The sequence below is a fragment of the Paenibacillus sp. USDA918EY genome, from assembly GCF_009870825.1.
GTDB classification, from domain to species: domain Bacteria; phylum Bacillota; class Bacilli; order Paenibacillales; family Paenibacillaceae; genus Paenibacillus_AQ; species Paenibacillus_AQ albilobatus.
Map to the genome: position 1 here is coordinate 34,996 of NZ_WTWY01000019.1, position 20,529 is coordinate 55,524.

Below are 20,529 nucleotides of genomic sequence, written 5' to 3' on the forward strand. Positions count from 1 at the left end.
ATATGCGAAGCTTAGACTGAGGCAACCCCAACGAACCGCACTCTTTTATTCATTCGTTTTTCGACGGTAAAGCCAAAATGCCAAAGTCATAAATACGAACATGATCAATCCGAGCACGGCTAGCGAGGTGATCAGCACTGATACTTTCGACGTGCCGTGCATCAGTCCCCGGGCGGCTGAGGACGCCAAGCTGACAGGGTTGTAAGCGACGATCCGGCCCAGCCAATCCGGCATGGTGGACGTATCCGCAAACACGTTGCTGGTGAACATGAGCGGGTACAGCGCAATGTATGACATCGTGGTAAGGGTTTCTGTTTTTTTGACGACGATTCCGATGCAGGCAAAAATCCAGCTTAAGCTGAATGCATAAAACATGACGAAGGCAAACGCGAGAAGAAATCCGGCTATGCCGGCCTCCGGTCGAAAACCGAGCAGCAGGCCGAGCCCGAACGTCGTAAGGATGGCCGCCGCAAACGACAGCAGATGGATGGCCATCGTGCCGATCATCGCCGCCGGCTGCCAGAAAGGAAGGGTCCTGAACCGGTTGAACACGCCCCGTTCGATATCGGTTTTGATCCCGATTCCGATATAAACGGTCATGGTGGTGACCGTATAGACCAGCATCCCCGGAAGCAGAAATTGCAGGTAATCGCCCGGCGATCCGGAGATGGCCCCTCCGAACAGATAAGTAAAAATCAACAAAAAAATCGCCGGAAAAACAACCGAATCGATCGCCAAATAATGAATTCTACCGATCGTTTTTCGCCAGGAGCGCCAGATGAAGGTCGACACGGCATGCATCGCGCTTGCTCTTTTCGGGCGTTCAGCCGCGTTCATGGTCGTTAAAAGCCTGGACGGCATCCGGTTCATCGAATCCCCTCCTCTGCCGTTTCTTCTTGGACAGCCTTGCCGGTCAAAGCCAGGAAAACTTCATCAAGGCTGGGTTGGCCAAGCGAAAATTGAACCGTTCCGATGCCTTTCCCGGACAGTTCGGCAAGCGCCAATGCCGCCAGCTCCGGGTTCGAGACGGACGCCGTAATCAAGGCGGGATCGTCATGGGTATGGACAGCCGTTCCGAGTACACGGTTCATTGCTTGTTCGGCGTCCGCCCGCTGCTCCGAATGGCTGAGCCGGACCTGAATCGTTCCCGATCCGATTGAAGCTTTCAGTTCACCCGGAGTCCCTTCCGCGATGACCGTTCCCCCGTCGATGACCGCAAGACGGTCGGCAAGCTGGTCGGCTTCCTCGAGATACTGGGTTGTGAGCAGCACCGTCGTCCCCCGTTTCACCAGAATCCGGACAATCTCCCACACGTCGTTTCGGCTCCGCGGATCCAATCCTGTCGTCGGTTCATCCAAAAACAGCAGATCCGGCGCCACAAGCATGGCTGCAGCGATATCCAGCCTTCGCCGCATGCCTCCCGAGTATTTGCCGGCTTCTCTGCCGGCAGCCTCGCGCAAACCGAAACCGTCCAGCAGTTCTTCGGCCCGGGCCTTGGCCGCTTGGGTTCCATACCCCGCAAGCCTTGCGAACAGCACAAGATTGTCGCGCCCGCTAAGCTCCTCATCCACCGCGGCGAATTGGCCGGTTAGCCCGATCCTTCGACGAACGGCATCGGCTTCACGAACGACATCACGCCCGAAGATTCGTACGGTTCCCGCGCCCGGACGCAGAAGCGTGGACAAAATATGAACCAGCGTCGTTTTCCCGGCCCCGTTCGGACCAAGAATGCCGTATACCGTTCCCCGCTCCACGCTTAGATCCAAACCTTTCAACACTTCCCGCGTTCCATACGCTTTTCTTAAACCTTGCACTTCAATGGCGTATTCCCTTTTTGCCATCGTTCCACCCGCTTTCTTTTTGGTTGTGTTTTTGTTGCTTTTCACTGAAAATCCGACTTACAACCAAATTTTATAACACTCATGCAAATGCGAAGGTTTATGTTATTTTCTTTTGCATTCAAGCATATTTGATCAACAAAGTTTGACATGTCGCTTGAAGGTTTTGGTGAAGAGTTTGCTTTTCCGGAATCCATTTGGTAGTATAAATCCAATTCATGGGAGGGATGGGGAATGCGCTATTACAAGCCGATCGAAATTGCCAGGGAGCTATTCATCAGTACAAGCGCTCTGCGGCATTATGAATCCTGGGGGGTTGTACCCGCTCCCGAACGTTCGAAACACGGTTACCGCCTTTACACACAGGTCCACTTGGCTTATTTTCGGTGCCTGCGGTCGATGTTTTACGGATTTGGCGTGGGCATCACCTGCAAAGTCCTGCGGCTGATTCAGACAGGCGACATGAATGAAGCCTTCTGGCTTGTCAATGAGGAACAGGCGCGGCTGCAACACGAAAAATCGGTTGCGGAGCAGACGCTCGACTTGCTGCAAAACCCCGATCTTCCGCTTGTCCCTAACGGCAAAATAAAAAACCGCATGACGATCGGCGAAGCCGCGGCGCTTGCCGGCGTGCAGCCTTCAGCCATCCGGCACTGGGAAAAGGAAGGGCTGATTACGCCCGTGCGTGACCCGGAAAATGGCTACAGGCTGTTCACCCCCGTGCATATCAGGCAAATTTTATTGATACGGACCTTGCGGAAGACGGTCTATTTCTTGGAGAACATGAGGGAGATCGTGCATGCCGTCGAGCATCAAAGCCTCGAAAAAGCGAAAAAAGTAACGCTGGAGGCGTTATCGAGCATCCATGACCGCAACCGGAAGCAATTTTACGGCGTTCATCTGCTGGTCGAACTTTGCATCGAAGTCGGCCTGATCGATCCGAAGGAATATCAAAAAAATATTTGGTACGATTATTACAACAAAACGGAACAGGATTCTCCCGTAAGCGAAAGTTAAAGCCCGAATGACAATCCCATTTCCTCCGCGCCAGAATAGTGTTTTGTTTTCCATAAAAAATAAGAAACTCTCCAGCGGCCGAAAATGCAAAAAGCCCGGGTTCGGGCTTCCTTATATCCCGCCATCCCCGGTCGGGACCTTTTCGATGATGGGCGCGCCGCCGACCACCCGTACTTTCATGACAAAATCCGAAGGCAGTTCCTGAACGCAACAGGAGATGTCTTCTTTTAAAAATTCCGGCTGCTCGCGATCATAAAATTTCTGCGCCGCTTCCGATCCGCGGATCCGTTTTATCGTGCGCTCTGCGGATATCGGGTTTGCACCTTCCAGAATCCCCGATATATACTGCGCGCAAGCCAAATCGTCATCTCCCGTCGGATGCGAGGCGATCAAATGGATCGTCAGGTCATCATATTTCCATAGGTTCCGCTTGATGAACTCCGCCGTCGTTCTGGCATTGGTAAACCCCGTAACGAAAACATGCTCCGCATGTAATGCGTTTAAAGTCGCGGCGACGCCGTTTGTCGTCTTTTGGATCATATATTTTCCTTCGAAATCGAACGTTTGCAATCGTGCCGGCGAATTGTCGAGCTCGAACCCCGGGATCGGAAGCCCCCGGATCTCTCCGGCCAACAGAAACGCGGGATTGCGTTTTTTCAGGAGGAAAGCCTCGTCTACCGTACCTGCCAGCACGATTCCCCTCAGACCGCGCCGAAACGCATAGTGCGCCACGGTAAAAGCCCGGATCACGTCAATGACAACATTGATATGCGAAGCTTCGAGGGTATGCTTGTGTCCTTGAACAATCCGAATCGGCATGTGACATCCCCTTTCACCAAACTGTACCGAAGTGTCTTAATACAACCAGTATATTGGCCTATGGAGAAGAGGTGATTTATTTTTGGCCGCAGCCTTGCATGGAATGTTAATTTTCGCATGCGGCAATACTAACCGGGATGGCGCGAGCTTTTGTGAAAATACGGTCCGAGGAGCGGAATCATGGAAAAGACAAAATCACGCAAACTGAACATCAGCTTCGAAAGCGATATCGACTTGTCTTTAAATGAGAGCATCGAAAACGAAAAATCGGAAGCGAAGCAATCCCAAACCGGCGGCTCCAAAGGGCAAATATGGGAGTTCATCGCGCTTGCCACCATTCCGATCGTGCTCGTTTTCGGCAACTCCATGCTGGTTCCGGGGCTTCCCCAAATGCAGAAGGAGCTTGGCATCAGCAAATTTCAAAGCAGCTTGATCATTTCCATTTTTTCCTTGGCGGCAGGCTTGTTCATCCCGCTGATCGGGTATTTGTCGGATCGGTTCGGACGCAAGGTCGTCATCATTCCTGCGCTGATCATCTACGGTGCAGCCGGTATCCTCGCCGGTTTCGGCGCGATTTGGGACTCCTATACCGTCATTATCGTCGCAAGAGCAATTCAAGGTTTTGCCGCTGCCGGAACCGCTCCCATAGCCATGGCACTCGTCGGAGATTTGTATGAAGGCGGGACGGAAAGCAAGGCGCTTGGCCTCATCGAAGCATCCAACGGCGCAGGCAAAGTACTCAGCCCGATTATCGGTTCATTGCTGATGTTGATTGTTTGGTACGCCTCATTTTTCGCGTTTCCCGTGTTCTGCGCGTTATCGCTGGTTGCCGTCATTTTTTTGATCAAAGAACGAAAGCGCAGCCAGAAACAGGAATTGAAGCAGTATCTCGGCAAAATCAAGGACATTTTCAAAAAAAAGGGCCGGTGGCTCGTCACTTCTTTTTTTGCCGGCTCGCTGGGGCTTTTTATTTTATTCGGCGTGCTTTTTTATTTATCCAACATCCTCGAAGACAAGCCGTACCATATCGACGGCGTCTTAAAGGGGTTGATTCTGGCCATTCCGCTTCTAGGGATGGTTATTACTTCCTACACGACCGGCAGCGTGATCAAGAAAAAAGGCCTGCTGATCCGCTTGCTGATGAATATCGGGTTGCTGGCGATGACCGTTTCGCTGGCCGCTACCCTCTTTTTCCTGAAAAACATTTACGTGTTCATCGGCTTGCTGACGATCAGCAGCATTGGGACAGGCTTACTCCTTCCTTGCTTGAATACGATCATTACCGGCGCAGTCGAAAAAAGCGAGCGCGGCATGATCACGTCCCTTTACAACAGCTTGCGGTTTTTGGGGGTTGCCATTGGCCCTCCATTATTCGGGTGGATGATGGACAAATCCGATAAAGTGGTGTTTATTACGGTGTCTTCTCTCTCTTTGATTACTTTGGGATGCGTGTTCTTCTTGATTAAACCTCCCCGGAAGGTCGGCTGATCCGGCTGTTCATTCATGGATTGGGATGGGCACCTGCCGTCCTTCATGCGCATAATATACCAGTGTCATTTCGATGAAACGACAATTCCAACAGAATTGAGGAGATCCTGAATGAACAATTCCCTGCGTGCAGTTTGGCCCATGGAGTTATGCGACCCGAGCGGGCTGCGCGAACATTCCGAAACGGAGAGAAGTTGCCGGGAAAATGTAGGGGACGCAAACCACGGCATCACGATGGTCATTGACAAAGGTTTGGGCAGAAACGCGTTTTCCGACCTGATTGAAACCGCCTCGGATTACATCAGCTGCATTAAATTCGGTTTTGGAACGGCCCCGCTTTATAAAACGGAAATTTTGATGCACAAAATCCATCTGGCCAAGCAAAACGGAATCATGGTCATGCCGGGCGGAACTCTGCTTGAAACGGCCGTGCAGCAGGATCAGGTTTCGGGCTTTTTCAAAACGATATGCAGCCTCGGCTTCAACGCCGTCGAAGTGTCCGACGGGACGATCGAGCTTCCCCGCAATAAACGAACGGAGCTGATCAAGGAAGGAAAACAGCTCGGTCTCCGGGTATTGACGGAATATGGGAAAAAGTTGTCCGGCTCCCTGATCGATGCCGCCAGGCTTGCGGAAACGATGGAATCCGATTTGGCTGCAGGCGCCGAATTTTTGACGGTGGAAGCCCGCGAATCGGGCGTCGGCGTCGGCGTGTTCGACAATAATGGCGATTGCAAGGAAAAAGTGATCGACGATATCATGGAGTTTGTGCCGGAACCAAACCGGCTGATCTGGGAGGCGCCGCTCAAGCAGCAACAGGCGATGTTCCTCCGTAAATTCGGATCCAACGTGCATTTGGGGAATATCCCGCCCGGCGAAGTTTTTGCCCTGGAAGCGATGCGCCGCGGACTTCGCCAGGATACGTTTGAATTAGGGTTAAAAGAGAAGGCTGCCACTGCCGAAGAGTTTTTTTACATGATTTAGTCAGCCTTTCCATACCTACCGGCTTCGCGGTTCACGTCAGTTTTTGAAAGAAAGCCCCTCTTCCGCCAATGCAGCCCGTAGTTTAGGCATCGATGCCGGCCCCATGCCGTGAAACTCCAAAATTTCTTTTTCGCTGTATTCAGCCAATTTTTTCAATGAGGTGATTCCATTATTTTCGAGCGCCCTTCTTGCCGGTGCTGATAGAACCGAAAGAAAATCTCCTTTTGATGTCGACATGATCCATTTTCCCCTTCCCTTTGGGTAGATTTATTATTTTGTATACATTCGCTGAATGCTTCGGCAAATCCTATCTCATTCAAAAAATTGATATGCTTCATTTTCTTGATCATAGAAAAAAGGCTGCTTTACGGGCAGCCTATTCTTCATGCGGATGACATGTTGTGGCGGAATCGTTTTATTTTCGAACCGATTTATTTCATTCGTTGCCGGATCGGATGGTCTTCGTTCAACTGCAACAAATCCCATAGGTTCCCATATAGGTCTTTAAACACTGCAACCATTCCATACGGCTGTTCTTTGGGCTCTCTGACAAATTCAATTCCATTGGATGTCATCTCGTTATAATCTCTCCAAAAATCATCCGTGTAAAGAAATAAAAACACCCTTCCGCCGGATTGATTCCCTATAAATGCTTCTTGCTCCGGTTTCGAGGCTTTTGCCAGCAAAATGGTCGTACCTGAGGAGCCTGGAGGAGATACGACGACCCATCTCTTATCTTGTTCAGGCTGGTACGTATCCTCAATTAATTCAAAATGGAGCTTTTTAGTATAAAAATCGATGGCTTCATCATAATCCTTAACTACAAGTGCAATGTGGACTATGGATTGAATCATTTCATCTTCTCCTCCGGTTCCCGATTTGCATTTAAAATGTGCTGCATCCTAAATGTCTTTCGTCACATCAATCCACTTATTTACAACTTGCTTTAGGCTTTCCTTTTTTAGTTCTATTTCATCTAATGACCTGAATCTAATTGCAGCCCGATCCCCGGCCAACCATTCCAAGAGCTCTGTCGAGTCTTCAAAGAGCGGTTTTCCTTTAGCATGCTCGGTAACTTTCGAACCACAATGAAAAATGAGCCGAAACCCTTCTTTCCCATGTAAGTTAAAAGTTATTCGGTCGTCGCCATGAATAAAATAGCTCGGCGCATTCCATTTCATGTGTTCTGACAGCTGGTCATTAGCTTCTCGAATGATGTTTCTTACATATTCAATTTCAGGCTTTAATGGATGGTTAAGTTCGCTTAGAAATTTTTCTGCTTGTTCTTGCCCGGTCAGTTTTTTGGTTTTATTGTTATCCTTTTTGGCTGTCATTTTTTCCTCCCCCTATAAAGATGATTTAATTTATGGTTCCCTTTAAAGAATATTTACTTTATTTCACTTGGTCTAACTAACTTATTATTTTTATACATCCCAAAAAATATTTTCGTGTCAATATCCAAATTGTCTCTGCATTCATATAGGATCTTATACTCTTCTTGCGTAAGTTCTTTAAAATGCCGTTGAACTAAATTGTTAAGTATCTCATCAAATTTTTTCCCCGTCTCTTCACCATGTACAGAAAAAAATAATCGTTCGTAGAGACCAGTAATTTCACTAAATGAACCATTATTATATTCTTCCTCAATCAACCTATAAACTCTTTCTAATATCTCTTCTTTTTTGATATTCAGCGAAATATACTCCTGGTTGACTAAATATGAAATACCCTCCAATACGGCATAATCCACGTCATTATTCAGAATATAACTATGCTCAGACTTCTTACCTAAAATTTTCGGAATATTTTTGTTGTTATTTAGTACTGAAATCTCATTGTTATGAATACAATCAGAAATCACAATCGCCGGTAATACAAACGCATATTGGGACGGAATTTTATTCTTTTTGGAAATAAGATCGCAATCCATATCACACACCGATTCGTCTAATCCTTCAATTGCACATATGAAAGCAATATCATCTTCGTACACATTATATCTTCCGCATTTTTTGCATTTTATGACAGACATTTTCATATTACAGCTTATACACATGCCAGTCGAAGCATTATTGTTATTTTCCATATTTAAACTATCATATAGTACTGATTTATTCTCTTTGCAAGCCGGACATCTTAATAGCACTGCATCTTGATCGTCGGATTCGCATAGAATACACTTTCCAATCTCTTTGATCCATGACGTTTCATGACAGTAGATACATCTTCCAATCGTGATCTCGCCTTTATTTTTCAACGTATCAGCTATATTCAGCATCACTTTTTTGTATTCGTCCATAGAACGGATTTTTTCAAACTTCTTCGTACCCACATATACTTTTATAAAATCACTCGGAGCCAAATAATCCAAGGATTCTACTGAGTATCCTTCATACAAAAGGGGGAAAACAATTTTAAAAATGATATAAATAAAGTTTTCTTTCGCATTCGAAATTTCATTGGAGGTAAAATGATAAGAAAAGTGTAGAAGTCTGTTTCTTATTTTTTGGAATTGCTCCATCTTTTCTATTTCTTCATTTTTATTGAATTTAAAGATGGGAATATGTTTTATATGATTTTTAAGTCTTTCAAATGAGTCCACCTTTAGTGCATTTTTCAGGAACTCCTCATAGATCTCATCTATAGTATGATTTTTATATTTTTCGGTCAGGATCTTCTTTATTGATATTTTCCCCATATTGTATGCAATTGCATATTTTAATGAGAGTTCCACGGTCATCTGTATTAATACGGATGTCTTAACAACATTATTCATTTCACTAAAATCTGAAACTATTATTTCATCAATGGATATATTTAAAAACCTAATGGCATTTTGAAAGATCGCGTCTAACATTACCTCTTCTTTGTTCAATTTTCCAAGTTCCCCTTTTTCTTCATATCCTTTTAGTGCAATGCTTCATCAACGCAGATGGTTATGATTTCTTTATACTTATCACTGTCAAGCTCCTGAAATGTCTATTCGAGGACTTACAAATGTTATTCATTCTTCGCCGCCGGATTCATCCTGGAGTTTGAATCGGTTATACCGTTCGCGGATCTTCGCAATGGCCTCTTCGCTTGCTTTTTTGATCCTCTTCTCTGCAATATGATCAAGTTTCTCCTTCTCCTTCGGGCTAACCTTGTTTACTTTCGTGATTATGATCTCAGCCGTTTCAAATATGGTTTCAGCCTTTTTCAGAGCTTTTTTGTCCTTGTGCATGTTTGAAACTTCCCTTCTTCGTTTTTCGTTTGAGCATTATTTATCTATCTCCTTTGATTTTCTGTATATCTTTCATCCAACCAAAGAAAGCAACTTAATGCAACGTAACTTATACCTGGACTTTTCAGTCAGTTTTCCGATTCAGCGGTTTAGTTTTCTCAAAATCTTTATGGATTTTGTATTTCATATGTGCTCCTTATAGTTCTGTCGTATCACGTTCCTCACGACGTAAGCCGGCCAGATAGCTTCTAACTTGGGCCGGCTCGTGTGCCTTCTAAAACGATTATACATTGGACGGCCGAGGAGCGTCAGTCTCATAACGCGAATGGTATGTTACCTTGATGTTAATGATGTCTGAGATACAGTAGACCGCTTGTTCTTTCAATTTGAGAATATGCTTCCATTAACAACATCGACTACAGTCACGCTTTCTTCAATGAAAACAGCATATAGATCGTATCAATTTCATGGAATTCTTCTAAAACCCATGATGTTTGGATTAAGATTCGCTGCAAACCCTCCAGCCCAAGATAGCGGATTTGCACGCCAATAAACTCCGTAAAACCCAGGTATCCGGGATTGACATGCGCCCGATCAAAAATTAAGGAACCTGTCACACGGGCGTCCGCCGGGGAGTTGGTATAGAAATGGTTTAAATTTTCAATGATGTCCGAGTCCGAACCGTATTCAAAAAGCCCGCCCTCCGATGAACAGAGCTGAATCCAGCCGGATCGTTCCAAACTCATCTGCAGTAATGCTTTCGGCCCGCTCCAGTCATAATGAATCGTGTTGAGGGTAATGTCCAGGCCATGGAACCGTTCCCCCGGCTGCTTCAAAACATCGATGCACCGTTTTGCGAAATCGGGGCCGTAGGTATCGATATCTAAAATGTTGATCTCAATCTTCCGTCCCTTGAGCAATTCCGGGTCCGATTCCTGAATTAGAATCAGCGTGTTGATACTGTCGGGAGCAGCCCCCCCGGCTATATTGAAAAAACAAAGGTTCCGTTCGGGGAATTCCTTGAGTCGGGCCAGCAAAATCTTCGACTGGAGCCGGCAAAGATCCCTCAGCCTGATCCGAAGTCCCATGAAAGAAGTTTGCTTCACCGCCCACTTGTCCCGTAATCCTAATTTTATGCCCCGGCTTAAGTCAGGACCAAGTTTGTACAGCAACGTACGCATGCCGCCTAGATAGGAATTGTCTACGTTCGACATTTTCACAAAGATGTTCCGGATAAAGCCAGGCATCTTCTTTAATGATTCAATGCTCCGGGCTGATTTGAGAAAGCTCAAATGGTACGCCTGTTCATCGATGCTTGCTTTGAAAAGGGGATGTGTAATATCCAGGATCGGTAATTGCATTTCATTCTCGAAAACGGCATAGGGAATTCGCTGATCTTGATTGGCCTTCATAATTTTCAAATCCACCTCACTTGAACAAAGAGTTTAATCGAACTAAAACCCAAAGCTAGCGATCTTCTTGGACGGATTCCGGGGTTCCGAAACATTTCGCAACTCCCCCAGCCGTTTCGGCTTCCTTTCTACAGTGCTCTGCTGTCTTTTGATGCCGGTTATGTATTAAAAAGTTATTCATATAAGCTTACTTATCAGTTATGAAATACAGAACTCTGTCCAACTCATCAAAACTCTTCCGCGAAATGATTTCCGGAAACATTCTTGGATCTACGGCTCCGGAAGCTTAAGACGACGAAGGCACCTGGGGGCTCTGCCACCTATCCTAAGGCTTGCTCAATACTCGCTCCCCGGTCAATAGCTTTTTGCGAGGAAAATGGGACGGATCCATCCAGGAAACTGCGTGAATACATTGTTAGAAGAAGTATTAAACTCGCTGAATTAGACTCTCAAATTCCTTTGGCAGCAATGTTGCTTTTCTTATATTCTTAAATCCCCACTCAGCAATTTTTTTGCCAATCGTTTACTTCCCCGACGAGCAAACCGCAATCTATATCTTTAATCTTCTCTTTGAAAAGAGAATTGAAAATGAATTAAATACAACATGTAATATAAGCGAAAACAATATAGATTTTGTCATCACTGTCATGGCCCCCAACAGTATTCCTCCTAAAAGTGCAAAAATCATAAATCGAATACTATCGGCTGATAATTTGTAGTATTGCAAATGACAGATGGCGAACAGACCGGCAGTAATGATTACTGGAATTGTTATTGGCATATATAAAACATCCATTATTTTAGATGGAACAATGAAGGACTCCGTGATCGGTAATATCAATCCTCTAAAGATTATCTCTTCTATAACCGGAAATGTTATTGCAAAATTTATAATGTTGTATTTCCCAATTGGATTATAGCCTGAAAAGCGCGCTGCGATCACATTAATTATAATAAGCATGACAAAAGGTGGTATTGCATTCCCATAATCAACCGGCATTTTAAACGTATAGTTATTATTAAATAGCGGGGTGATCGTTACTATGATAAGAGCCCAGAATAATACAGTATATTTACCACCCCTCCTGTAAGGAGTCGTTCTAAGGGCTACTTCTGCTAGTTTGTAAGAAAAAGTTAACAGTAGTGATAAGCAAAGATATATCATAACAGCTCTCCAGAAAGGTTCTCTTATTTATGTCTTTCATGAATTTCGCCTCTATGGATCCAAACATTTTTAATGAACGCCCATTCATTTAATGGACCATATATTGCGTCCAAATCCAGTGTTATGCACTCAGCACATTGTTTAAGAAGTTCAGGGAAAATAGTAGTTTTTCCTGATTCACTTGCACCTGAATTAAATTTCATTTAACTGACTATTTTCTACGCCACTGTTCCAATCGTTTACGTAATGTCAGTAAGCTTTCTTCCACAGTTTGGTGAGCCGTGTCGATGACAATATGATCCCGGTCCCAAACATCATACTGTCGATTCCTGACCTGCTCCCACGTCGGTAGAACAAAGCCTTGAATATCGGCAGCTCGCGTTTCGACCCGATGTCTGTGTTCACGATCGTCAGAGCAGACCACTTCAATTTCCACGTATGGAGTATCATTAGATTCCGCCACGTTACGCCAAGCCTGACGCGTTATTTCGATAGGATTGACCGTATCTGCAATAACGTCTAGGCCCAAGTGAAGATTCTGCGATGCAATTGCATAACAAACGATGTAACCTTCAGGTCCTTCGATACTCTTTCCGGAATCCCGCATAGCCTGCTCAACGACATCGACTCGGAGATACGCAGCCTTTAGTTCTCTAGCTAAAGCTGATGATAACGTGGTTTTACCGGTGCCCGGCAACCCGCTAAAAATATAGAGCATTTACTCGACTCCTTTGAATAAAGCAATAAATAACTTCCCGTTAACTTATTTCATTAAGGATTTGCTTTCTTTTTTTGTTTTGCAGATTGCGTTCAGGACATCCCACCACTTTAAGCCCCGAAAGTGCGGGTCTTAGCCATTGCCAGGGTTGACCTCCTGCGTTACTTCCTGTCGAACGCTTTTTGGGGACTGAAGGCCGGAAGTTCTTGAGCGTGAATGCAGTGTCATTTAATGGATAAGTCTTCTTCGAACAACTATACAATTCTATATTTCCGCTTTAATCAGCTTATAATCATTGTTAAAATATGCATGGATTCTGTGCCCCCCCAATAGATCTCCATCCAAGTATTCACAGTAAATTTCAGTGGATCGAATCTCTACTATAAACAAACTTATTAATTCAACAAATTCTTCAGTTGTTAAGTCATACTCGCCTGCATCCACAGCATCCCAGTCTAGCTCAACATCATTTTCATCATATTCTGGCCAGAAATCATTTTTATAGTCTAGTAACTCCTCAGCTATTTCTATTTTTGCCACTTGCTCGAATCTCTCAAATTCAACAAACAACAGTTCGGCTTTACTTACTAATATATCAATATCGGTACTCCCATCCTCAAGTTTCAGTGTCCATTGTACCTTTCCCTCATTGTGTATGTATGACTTTAGTTCACTGCTATATTTAAAATGACCTATTCCGTCAACTTTAATAATCTTTTCCATTTAGAAAGTTCCTTTCATAGGTGATGTTTTAAGCTTTGCTGACTATGCTTCCTCAAGCAGTTTAATTAATTCCCTTTTGCTAACTGGATGATATGTAAGTAATTTGCCGTTATAGATGACATTAAAGACTCCATAGGGGGATGGTGCAAACTGTGCTTCCATTGAATTGCGCAACTCAACTACTTGCGATCTTATACCTCTCTCTTCAGCTACTTCAATAATCGTATTGATAGCATCGTAAATGTAAGGGCATTGATCAGATTTCAAAATGGTAATTCCATCTTTGAATTTACCTGCTCTTTCATCCCAACCATGATTAAAAACTGGGCAAGACTGATCGTCAAAACGTTTTACGACTAACTCAAAGTGTGGTGGAGCAGAATCAACTAACTCAAAACCATGTCTGACAAAAAAATCTGTATCCGTTAGCCAAGTTTTCGAACTGGTTACCATAGCAACACCGGACATGTTACTTGATCGTGCATCTGCAATACACTCCGACAATAGGCGAGATCCATATCCCTTCCCTTTTCCTTTCCCAACAATCCACAAACAATGTATAGCCATGTAATTAGATCCTTGTATGCCGCGCCAGGTATACTCAACAGGTATATATTCGATAAAACCTCTCGGGTACCCATCATCTTCAATGATTTTCAATCTGAGTCCCTCTTGGAATCTATCGAGCAGCCATGATTGTTTTCTTTTATAGCCTTGTGTCTTAGATTTACTTCTCATGCAGAAGAAACCCTTTTCTTCAATATTTTCCGAGGTAACATCTACTACCGTGACCATGCATTCACTCCGTTCTTTGCGAAATTTCGCCTAATCTTCCGTATTCTCGACGCGAACTGGCTTATATAACTCCTATCTTGGTCGGCTCGTGTGTCTTCCAAGTTATCTTCCATTATTATACATCGACGACCAAGGGATGTAAGCCCCGCAGCGTGAATATTATGTTAACTGATGTCAATGACCTCATCGGAATCTCTCATATTTGTTCTCTGCAACTTAGTTCATTGATCAAACATTCAAATCGCCTCTTCATCTGCTTCGCCGCTCATGCTTTCCCCTCATCACCTTGCACCTCACCGATAACAAAAAAGAGCCTCACACAAGTTGCATAAACTCATGTGAAGCCTCTCTTCTACTTCATGTTTCCTACGACTTTCACTCTCAGTCTCGTCGCATTTCCCGGATGATAAGCCAGCGGGGTTTCTTCCACTTCCACGAGCTCCACCGTAGCCGGATCAGCGCCGGCCAGCACCGCCTGGTTTACGGCTTTTTCACGTGCATCTCTTAACGATTCCTCGCGGGGCTCTGTGGAATAGATGTATATCTGCTCATATTGCCCACTGATTTGAGCAATGCACGCGCCAATGGCGTTGGCTACGCCCCCGTTCTCGGGCTTAATCATACGGGATACCCCGCGAATCGTGTCCGGTATAACGACACTGCCGCCGCCTACCAAAACAAGCTCAACGTCTCCCGACGATGTCTTCATTTTATCAATCGCCTGTTCAATGATGGTTGCAATTTCAGCTTGCACGTTTTTAGCGAAGTCTTCATCCAGATGCGCCACCAAGTTCTTATCCCCGACATCCGCAAGACCCAGCCGAACGGCAATGTCTGTCGTAGTCAGCGTATTCCCGCCAAAGACCAGCGCTTCTTGTCCAATCTTGTAGCCTACGCTATCAGGGCCAACCGTAATTTTGCCGTTCTCCGAGCGCACAATGCTTCCGCCGCCCAGCCCGACGGAGATAATATCCGGCATGCGGAAATTGGTGCGGATATCGCCAACCTCGACCGCAACCGAGGATTCTCTCGGGAAGCCGTCCTGCAATACCCCGATGTCCGATGTCGTCCCGCCTACGTCGAGAACCATCGTATCCTTGATCTTCGCTAAATAGGAAGCCCCGCGAATACTGTTCGTTGGCCCGCAGGCAATGGTCAGAATTGGAAACTGCTTGGCGTAATCTATCGACATTAAGGTTCCGTCATTTTGGCATAAAAACACGGCTGCGTCCGAGATGCCTTCTTCTTCCAACGCTTGTACAAAGCCCTCGGTCGTCGTTTTAATGACTTTGCACAATGCCGCATTAAGTATGGTCGCATTTTCCCGTTCGATCAAACCGACCGAACCGATCAATGAAGAACAGGATACAGGGAATTCCGGTCCATACACGTGGTGGATGAGATCGCGAATCTGAAGCTCCTGGTCGTTTTTAATGGAAGAGAACACTCCGATCACCGCGATGGACTCCACGCTACCGCGCCATTTTTCTATAAGTGCTTTGATCTCGGCTTCATCCACTTCACCAAGCACTTGGCCGTCGTATTCATATCCGCCGTGCACGAGAGCATATCGACCCGACAGCTTCTCCACCATGTCCTTTGGCCATGACGTGTACGGGGCTACGGAAGCCGTTGCCGGGTAACCCAGACGAATGACGCCGACTTGGGCCAGCTTTTTCCGCTCCACAATCGCATTGGTACACTGCGTCGTTCCCAACATGGCATGCGTAATTTGGGTTTTGTCGATGTCCGATTCCTGCAGCAACTTGCGGAGAGAGGTTTCAATGCCCGTTTTAATATCCAAGCTTGTCGGTGATTTCACCGCATGAATCAAATGATGATTCTCGTCCAGGATGATGGCATCCGTATTGGTGCCGCCTACATCGATTCCGATTCTATACATTCTCAGCCACCGCCTTTTTTACCAGTTCCTCGATCGGAACATAATCGTAATCATATCCGAAATACCTAGGGCCTGCCGTCTGGATCCCTTTTTCCGTTCTCCACTTTTCATGGGCCGGCAGTCCGATCACCCGTACGCGTTTCCCGTATTTCAGGCTTTCTGTAGTTACGGGCAACAAGGTTTCGTAATCGACCAGACAGATCAAATCGGGAGTGATCGCTGCCACTTGACCGTTCAACTCAGCAACCAGGTTTTCGTTTTGAAAATGAACCTTCATCTCCCCGCCTTTAAACGCTTCAATGCCTTCGAGATGCATCCGGCCAAGGTTAAACCCGCCTTTGGTTTCGCGGATGACGTCCACGATTTTCCCTTGGAAAAGCTCATAACCGGACACGAGCTTCAGCAGTTCTTGGAGCTTGTCCTTGGCATCCCGGTTTTTCGATATAATGATTGCTCCGATCTGTTCGGACAGGGTCACGATATGGTGAACGCCGCTTTGCTTGATTTGGGCCCCGGTCGCCGGGTACAGGCTGACTAGAGCACTGGCTCCCATTTCTACCGTAGCCACTCTTGCCAGCCGCTCCGTCCATTGATTATCGATGGTCTCAAAAATGCCGATGTTCCCTTTCTCATCGGTAATCGCCATCGGCGTTGCCGGAATGCCGTCCAGGTTGAACGTCACCATTTGCAGCTCCGGGAACGCCCGTCCCATACCGTCGCAGTCGATCAAGGGCAATCCCAGCTGCGCCGCAACGACGATGGGAATCATGGAGTTGACGCCCCCCGCTTCCATCGGAAACGTGCCGGCAATCTGTTCTTTTCCCAAGTAATTCGCTAATTTTTGAAACACCTTCACAAACTCGTCCCCTTTAGGGAACTTCTCCACCAATACGGAAGGCGCTCCCATCATCGCGGCGGGAATGAAAAAGTCTTCATCCTGAACTTCGTCGACCGAGTATAGTTTTACAGGACCATATTTATCAATGGCCGAGAGAGCCATCAATTTGCCGATGTAAGGGTCTCCCCCTCCGCCGGTTCCCAGAAATGCAGCCCCGACGGCGATGTTTTCAACGGCGGCTTGATCTATATATCTCATTTACGATTCCTCCAATATGACAGTTTTCTGCGACGTTAAACGATAGCCGGCATAATATGCGGCAAAAGAAATGACAATCCCGATCAGCGGCTGATTCGGCAGCTGCGGCAAGCCCGGGAACAAGGATAACACGACAGGGGTACAAGCAATCACCGCGCCCACAAGCCAGGAAACGACGCCCAGCGTATTTACGCCTTCCACCTCTTGCCAGCGGCTCTTATCCCCTTTGCCAAGCACCCAGTAAGCAGCGATCATCACGCCTGCGACCGGCGGAATCATGGCCGACAGGATGGACATGATCGGCGTAAAATAGTTGAGGATGCCGACGACGGCCAATACGGTCCCAATGGTTCCCGCGATGCCGACGGCCCATTTTTCTTTTTGCTTCGATACGTTGAATACGTTAATCAAGGCAATTCCGCCTGAAATGGCGTTCACGAGGTTCGTCTTCCAGGTAGCCAGAATCAGAACCACGCCGCCAATAAACGGGGTCGTAATGCTCAAAAAGGTTGCCGTAATATCGCTGGTCTGGTAAGCGATCGTCAGGACAGCTCCTGCACCGATCATCAGCAAACCTGCCGGAATGATTCCAAAAAGCGCTGCTTTCAGGACATCGGAACGTTTTCTCGAAAATTGCGAGTAGTCCCCCGCAACAACCGCGCCCAAGGCAAACGAACCCAGCGTTACCGCCAGTCCGTCCGTAAAGCTCATCGCTCCCGCAGGTTTATAATGCTGAATCAGCTGCAGGGAATCGCCGGTCAAAGCTTTGATCAGACCATAGATGCTGATTCCGACCAATAAAGGAACGGCAATGTAGCTGATCACCCGCAGCACTTTAATCCCATAGACGGCCGAAACCACCATCACGAGGCCACAGATGAGGGATGCCAGCGGCACCGGCATGTCCATTCCGGTCACGGCCAGCAGGTTGGCCAAGGCCGCACCGCACACATTCGCCTGGATGCCAAACCATCCGAGGCACGCAATGGCCAGGATGATCGATAAAATCGTTCGCGATCCTTTTTTGCCGAACACCTGACCCGCGACCTGAACCGTCGGTCTCCCCAGCTCCGTGCTTTGAATGCCCTGCAAAATCATAAGCAATACAATGATGGAGTAACCAACCAACGTGACGAGCAGCGCTTTCGATAAGCCCATGCCTGCAATCAGCGTATTTCCTACCAACAGACTCGGGATGCTGATGACCGCGCCGGCCCAGATGATCCCTAGACTGAACCAGGATTGATATTTTTTAGCGGATTTCATATGACCCCTCCTCACGTTTGTTCGTTCGAATCATTTTTCTAATTGTAAAAGATGAAGCAGGGCAGCGTCTTTTTCAGAAAATAAAAAAAATCCCGATGTTTTTGTCTGATTCGACAAAACCTCGGGACTTTTTTCAGGTATGGATAAGTCGGTAAACCATGCAGGCGGTATATACATCGTACGATTCCGAATTGACGGTGACATCGTAGCCGATCAGCTCGCATATTTTTTTGATGCGATATTTTACGGTATTTTTGTGGACGAACAACAGCTTGCTGCACTCATCCATATTCCCCTTCGCATCCAGAAGAAAGGTCATCAGGGTTTTCAAGGCGTCAGGGTCGTCCATAATTGGCTCCATGACGGACAAGCATTCTTCCGTGATCTCTTCCCCTTGTTTACTGAGGTCTATGGCCCGTTTCATGTTTCGGATTTCCGCCGAGGTATACAGTTTGCGGTGATGATAAATGCGGTGAACTTCTTTAGAGACCTCATTGACGAGCTGATACATTCGTCTTACGTCCTGCGTGTTCCGCATTCTCGGGGAATACACGATGCTTGATATTTCAGCGATGAGACCCGTGTTTTCAATGTAGTCCGCTGCGATTTCAAACTCATTGTATTTATAGGAACAATTCCCCAGCAAAACGACAACGCAGTGATCGATCGTTTGAATGACGGCGGTTTTATAATACTGGGAGAGATAGGATTTCAAGTCTTCCCTAATCCTTTTTTCCTCCGACAAATCCTGAATGTAAACGAGCCACATCATTTGGATGGCGGATACGTCGATGTGAAGCAAATGGGCCAATCTGCGCATTTTTTCGCTTTCGTCGTTCACGATCGCTTTGACCAAAGCGTATTCGCTGACCTCGTTATGCTTGTCTCCCCACAAATTGATGGCTACCTGCACCACCTCGCTGATTTGATCCATCGTCTTCGGCGGCAGCTTCGTATTTTCTTTAATGAGAAACAGGTACAGGGCCTCCCCGTTTTTTTGATGAATCCGTTTATATTCAACAAAGCAGGGCGCATTCAGCTCGCCTTGCCCCATTCTGCCGTTCAAAATGGAAGGCGCTATTGACCGGATCAGATCCGCCACATCGAGCGATGAGTTGCGCGGCCACATGACCCGATTGATGATATCCAGGTTGCTGTTTGTCAGCACGATGTTTGCTTTCATCCGGTCCGACAGCAGTTTAAGGGTAATTTCCACGCTCCGCAAATGCTCCGGCAGCAGCGACACCTTTTCCAATGATTCATTCACGAAATGCTCATTCACATTCTGATTGCTGACGATTGCCTCCATGACTTCATAAATGACCTCGTTATACCGGAGAGAGTAATCGTTTCTCGGCATGCAGATGATAATAAAATTCAGGGATTCGGCCAGCTCGAGCACTTCATCCGCGATGTCCGGCATCACAATGCCGACATAGTACAGAATCAGTCCCACTTCACCCAGGTCATGCAGATATTGAACCGTTTTGCACTGCTGCTCCACGCTATCCTTAATGGAATAAAAAGAGCTGATGACCAGCTCTTCGGCATACCACTCTTCCTGAACGGTTTGAATAATTTGCGAAAAGAAATTGACATCCGCCACCTCTAAAACAGATAAAGAGGAAACGGTCTGATGAAGTCTGCTTGTTCCAGTGACCACCTGAGCCCCCCTAAATGAAGGCAGCTGCAGCAAATCTTTTACGGTTACCCCAATTCAACCACCACTTTTTTGTTCGATTCAAGCTGTAAGTTATAATGCCCGGCATAACCAAGCAGCCTAAGATAGGCTTCATTAATATTAGTATAACCTTCGTTATGATAAGCAACCAAGTAAGTTCCTTTGCCAACTATGAAATTTTTTGCATACTCGGCCTGCTCCACTAAGATGCTGAGTCAAAAATTCGGATATAAATGCCATTCTTTCGTATCTTTTTGATAAGAACTCCTTATTGATCTCTTCTTTAAAATATACTGCTCTTGATGGCATATTGGTAGTCGTGCCACAGATCTTCAACGATTGATATTGTTTTTTTGTTTTATGTGCCCTCCCTCTCCGATACTTATTATCATTTTTGTCGT

At 46.2% G+C, this 20,529-nt stretch carries 20 protein-coding genes and 1 pseudogene; 3 read left to right on the top strand and 18 right to left on the bottom strand.

Annotated features, from left to right (window positions below; translation table 11 throughout):
* Positions 1-45: 45 nt before the first annotated feature.
* Both GQY55_RS26315 and GQY55_RS26320 read right to left on the bottom strand, forming a co-directional pair.
* Positions 46-870 (bottom strand): ABC transporter permease, encoded by an 825-nt coding sequence (locus GQY55_RS26315; RefSeq protein WP_160044889.1) that lies wholly within the window; start codon positions 868-870, stop codon positions 46-48.
* Complete coding sequence (locus GQY55_RS26320; protein WP_328803764.1) at positions 867-1,886, bottom strand: ATP-binding cassette domain-containing protein; 1,020 nt, start codon at positions 1,884-1,886, stop codon at positions 867-869. The genes GQY55_RS26315 and GQY55_RS26320 overlap by 4 nt, the downstream gene beginning before the upstream one ends.
* Positions 1,887-2,072: 186 nt before the next feature.
* On the opposite strand from GQY55_RS26320, the gene GQY55_RS26325 reads away from it, so the two are divergent.
* The gene (locus GQY55_RS26325; protein WP_160044891.1) at positions 2,073-2,855 is read left to right on the top strand and encodes a TioE family transcriptional regulator; all 783 of its coding nucleotides are present in this window, start codon (positions 2,073-2,075) and stop codon (positions 2,853-2,855) included.
* Between the two features lie 111 nt (positions 2,856-2,966).
* On the opposite strand, the gene GQY55_RS26330 is transcribed toward GQY55_RS26325, so the two are convergent.
* A complete protein-coding gene (locus GQY55_RS26330) occupies positions 2,967-3,674 on the bottom strand; it encodes a 2-phosphosulfolactate phosphatase (RefSeq protein WP_160044892.1) in 708 nt (235 codons plus the stop codon).
* Positions 3,675-3,854: 180 nt separating this feature from the next.
* On the opposite strand from GQY55_RS26330, the gene GQY55_RS26335 reads away from it, so the two are divergent.
* Entirely contained in the window at positions 3,855-5,162 is a 1,308-nt protein-coding gene (locus tag GQY55_RS26335) for an MFS transporter (RefSeq protein WP_160044893.1), read from the top strand.
* A 111-nt stretch (positions 5,163-5,273) separates the two neighbouring features.
* Positions 5,274-6,146: a phosphosulfolactate synthase gene (locus GQY55_RS26340; protein ID WP_160044894.1), complete on the top strand. Its 873-nt coding sequence runs from the start codon at positions 5,274-5,276 to the stop codon at positions 6,144-6,146.
* Positions 6,147-6,182: 36 nt separating this feature from the next.
* Here the strand turns inward: GQY55_RS26340 and GQY55_RS26345 are convergent.
* The 15 genes and pseudogenes from GQY55_RS26345 to GQY55_RS31640 form a co-directional block, all read right to left on the bottom strand.
* Positions 6,183-6,362 (bottom strand): annotated as a pseudogene (locus GQY55_RS26345) (DNA-directed RNA polymerase subunit alpha C-terminal domain-containing protein); the annotation flags it as partial.
* Between the two features lie 215 nt (positions 6,363-6,577).
* Complete coding sequence (locus GQY55_RS26350; protein ID WP_160044896.1) at positions 6,578-7,000, bottom strand: VOC family protein; 423 nt, start codon at positions 6,998-7,000, stop codon at positions 6,578-6,580.
* A 48-nt stretch (positions 7,001-7,048) separates the two neighbouring features.
* Positions 7,049-7,480, bottom strand: coding sequence for a DUF1801 domain-containing protein (locus tag GQY55_RS26355; protein ID WP_160044897.1), 432 nt, complete (start codon positions 7,478-7,480; stop codon positions 7,049-7,051).
* 53 nt (positions 7,481-7,533) lie between these two features.
* On the bottom strand, positions 7,534-9,021 hold the full coding sequence (locus GQY55_RS26360; protein ID WP_160044898.1) for a hypothetical protein: 1,488 nt from the start codon (positions 9,019-9,021) through the stop codon (positions 7,534-7,536).
* 129 nt (positions 9,022-9,150) lie between these two features.
* On the bottom strand, positions 9,151-9,369 hold the full coding sequence (locus GQY55_RS26365; RefSeq protein ID WP_160044899.1) for a hypothetical protein: 219 nt from the start codon (positions 9,367-9,369) through the stop codon (positions 9,151-9,153).
* A gap of 422 nt (positions 9,370-9,791) precedes the next feature.
* Complete coding sequence (locus GQY55_RS26370; protein ID WP_160044900.1) at positions 9,792-10,781, bottom strand: hypothetical protein; 990 nt, start codon at positions 10,779-10,781, stop codon at positions 9,792-9,794.
* Between the two features lie 550 nt (positions 10,782-11,331).
* Positions 11,332-11,946, bottom strand: coding sequence for a CPBP family intramembrane glutamic endopeptidase (locus GQY55_RS26375; RefSeq protein ID WP_160044901.1), 615 nt, complete (start codon positions 11,944-11,946; stop codon positions 11,332-11,334).
* Between the two features lie 211 nt (positions 11,947-12,157).
* Positions 12,158-12,664: an AAA family ATPase gene (locus GQY55_RS26380; protein WP_160044902.1), complete on the bottom strand. Its 507-nt coding sequence runs from the start codon at positions 12,662-12,664 to the stop codon at positions 12,158-12,160.
* Positions 12,665-12,928: 264 nt separating this feature from the next.
* The gene (locus GQY55_RS26385; protein WP_160044903.1) at positions 12,929-13,387 is read right to left on the bottom strand and encodes a DUF2262 domain-containing protein; all 459 of its coding nucleotides are present in this window, start codon (positions 13,385-13,387) and stop codon (positions 12,929-12,931) included.
* A gap of 42 nt (positions 13,388-13,429) precedes the next feature.
* Positions 13,430-14,182 (bottom strand): GNAT family N-acetyltransferase, encoded by a 753-nt coding sequence (locus GQY55_RS26390; RefSeq protein ID WP_160044904.1) that lies wholly within the window; start codon positions 14,180-14,182, stop codon positions 13,430-13,432.
* Between the two features lie 352 nt (positions 14,183-14,534).
* Positions 14,535-16,085: a hydantoinase/oxoprolinase family protein gene (locus tag GQY55_RS26395; protein WP_160044905.1), complete on the bottom strand. Its 1,551-nt coding sequence runs from the start codon at positions 16,083-16,085 to the stop codon at positions 14,535-14,537.
* Positions 16,078-17,181: a DUF917 domain-containing protein gene (locus GQY55_RS26400; protein ID WP_160044906.1), complete on the bottom strand. Its 1,104-nt coding sequence runs from the start codon at positions 17,179-17,181 to the stop codon at positions 16,078-16,080. Before GQY55_RS26400 ends, GQY55_RS26395 begins: the two co-directional genes overlap by 8 nt.
* A complete protein-coding gene (locus GQY55_RS26405) occupies positions 17,182-18,447 on the bottom strand; it encodes a cytosine permease (protein WP_160044907.1) in 1,266 nt (421 codons plus the stop codon).
* Between the two features lie 133 nt (positions 18,448-18,580).
* On the bottom strand, positions 18,581-20,110 hold the full coding sequence (locus GQY55_RS26410) for a PucR family transcriptional regulator (RefSeq protein WP_236575875.1): 1,530 nt from the start codon (positions 20,108-20,110) through the stop codon (positions 18,581-18,583).
* Between the two features lie 44 nt (positions 20,111-20,154).
* Positions 20,155-20,331 (bottom strand): hypothetical protein, encoded by a 177-nt coding sequence (locus GQY55_RS31640; protein ID WP_236575876.1) that lies wholly within the window; start codon positions 20,329-20,331, stop codon positions 20,155-20,157.
* Between the last annotated feature and the right edge of the window lie 198 nt (positions 20,332-20,529).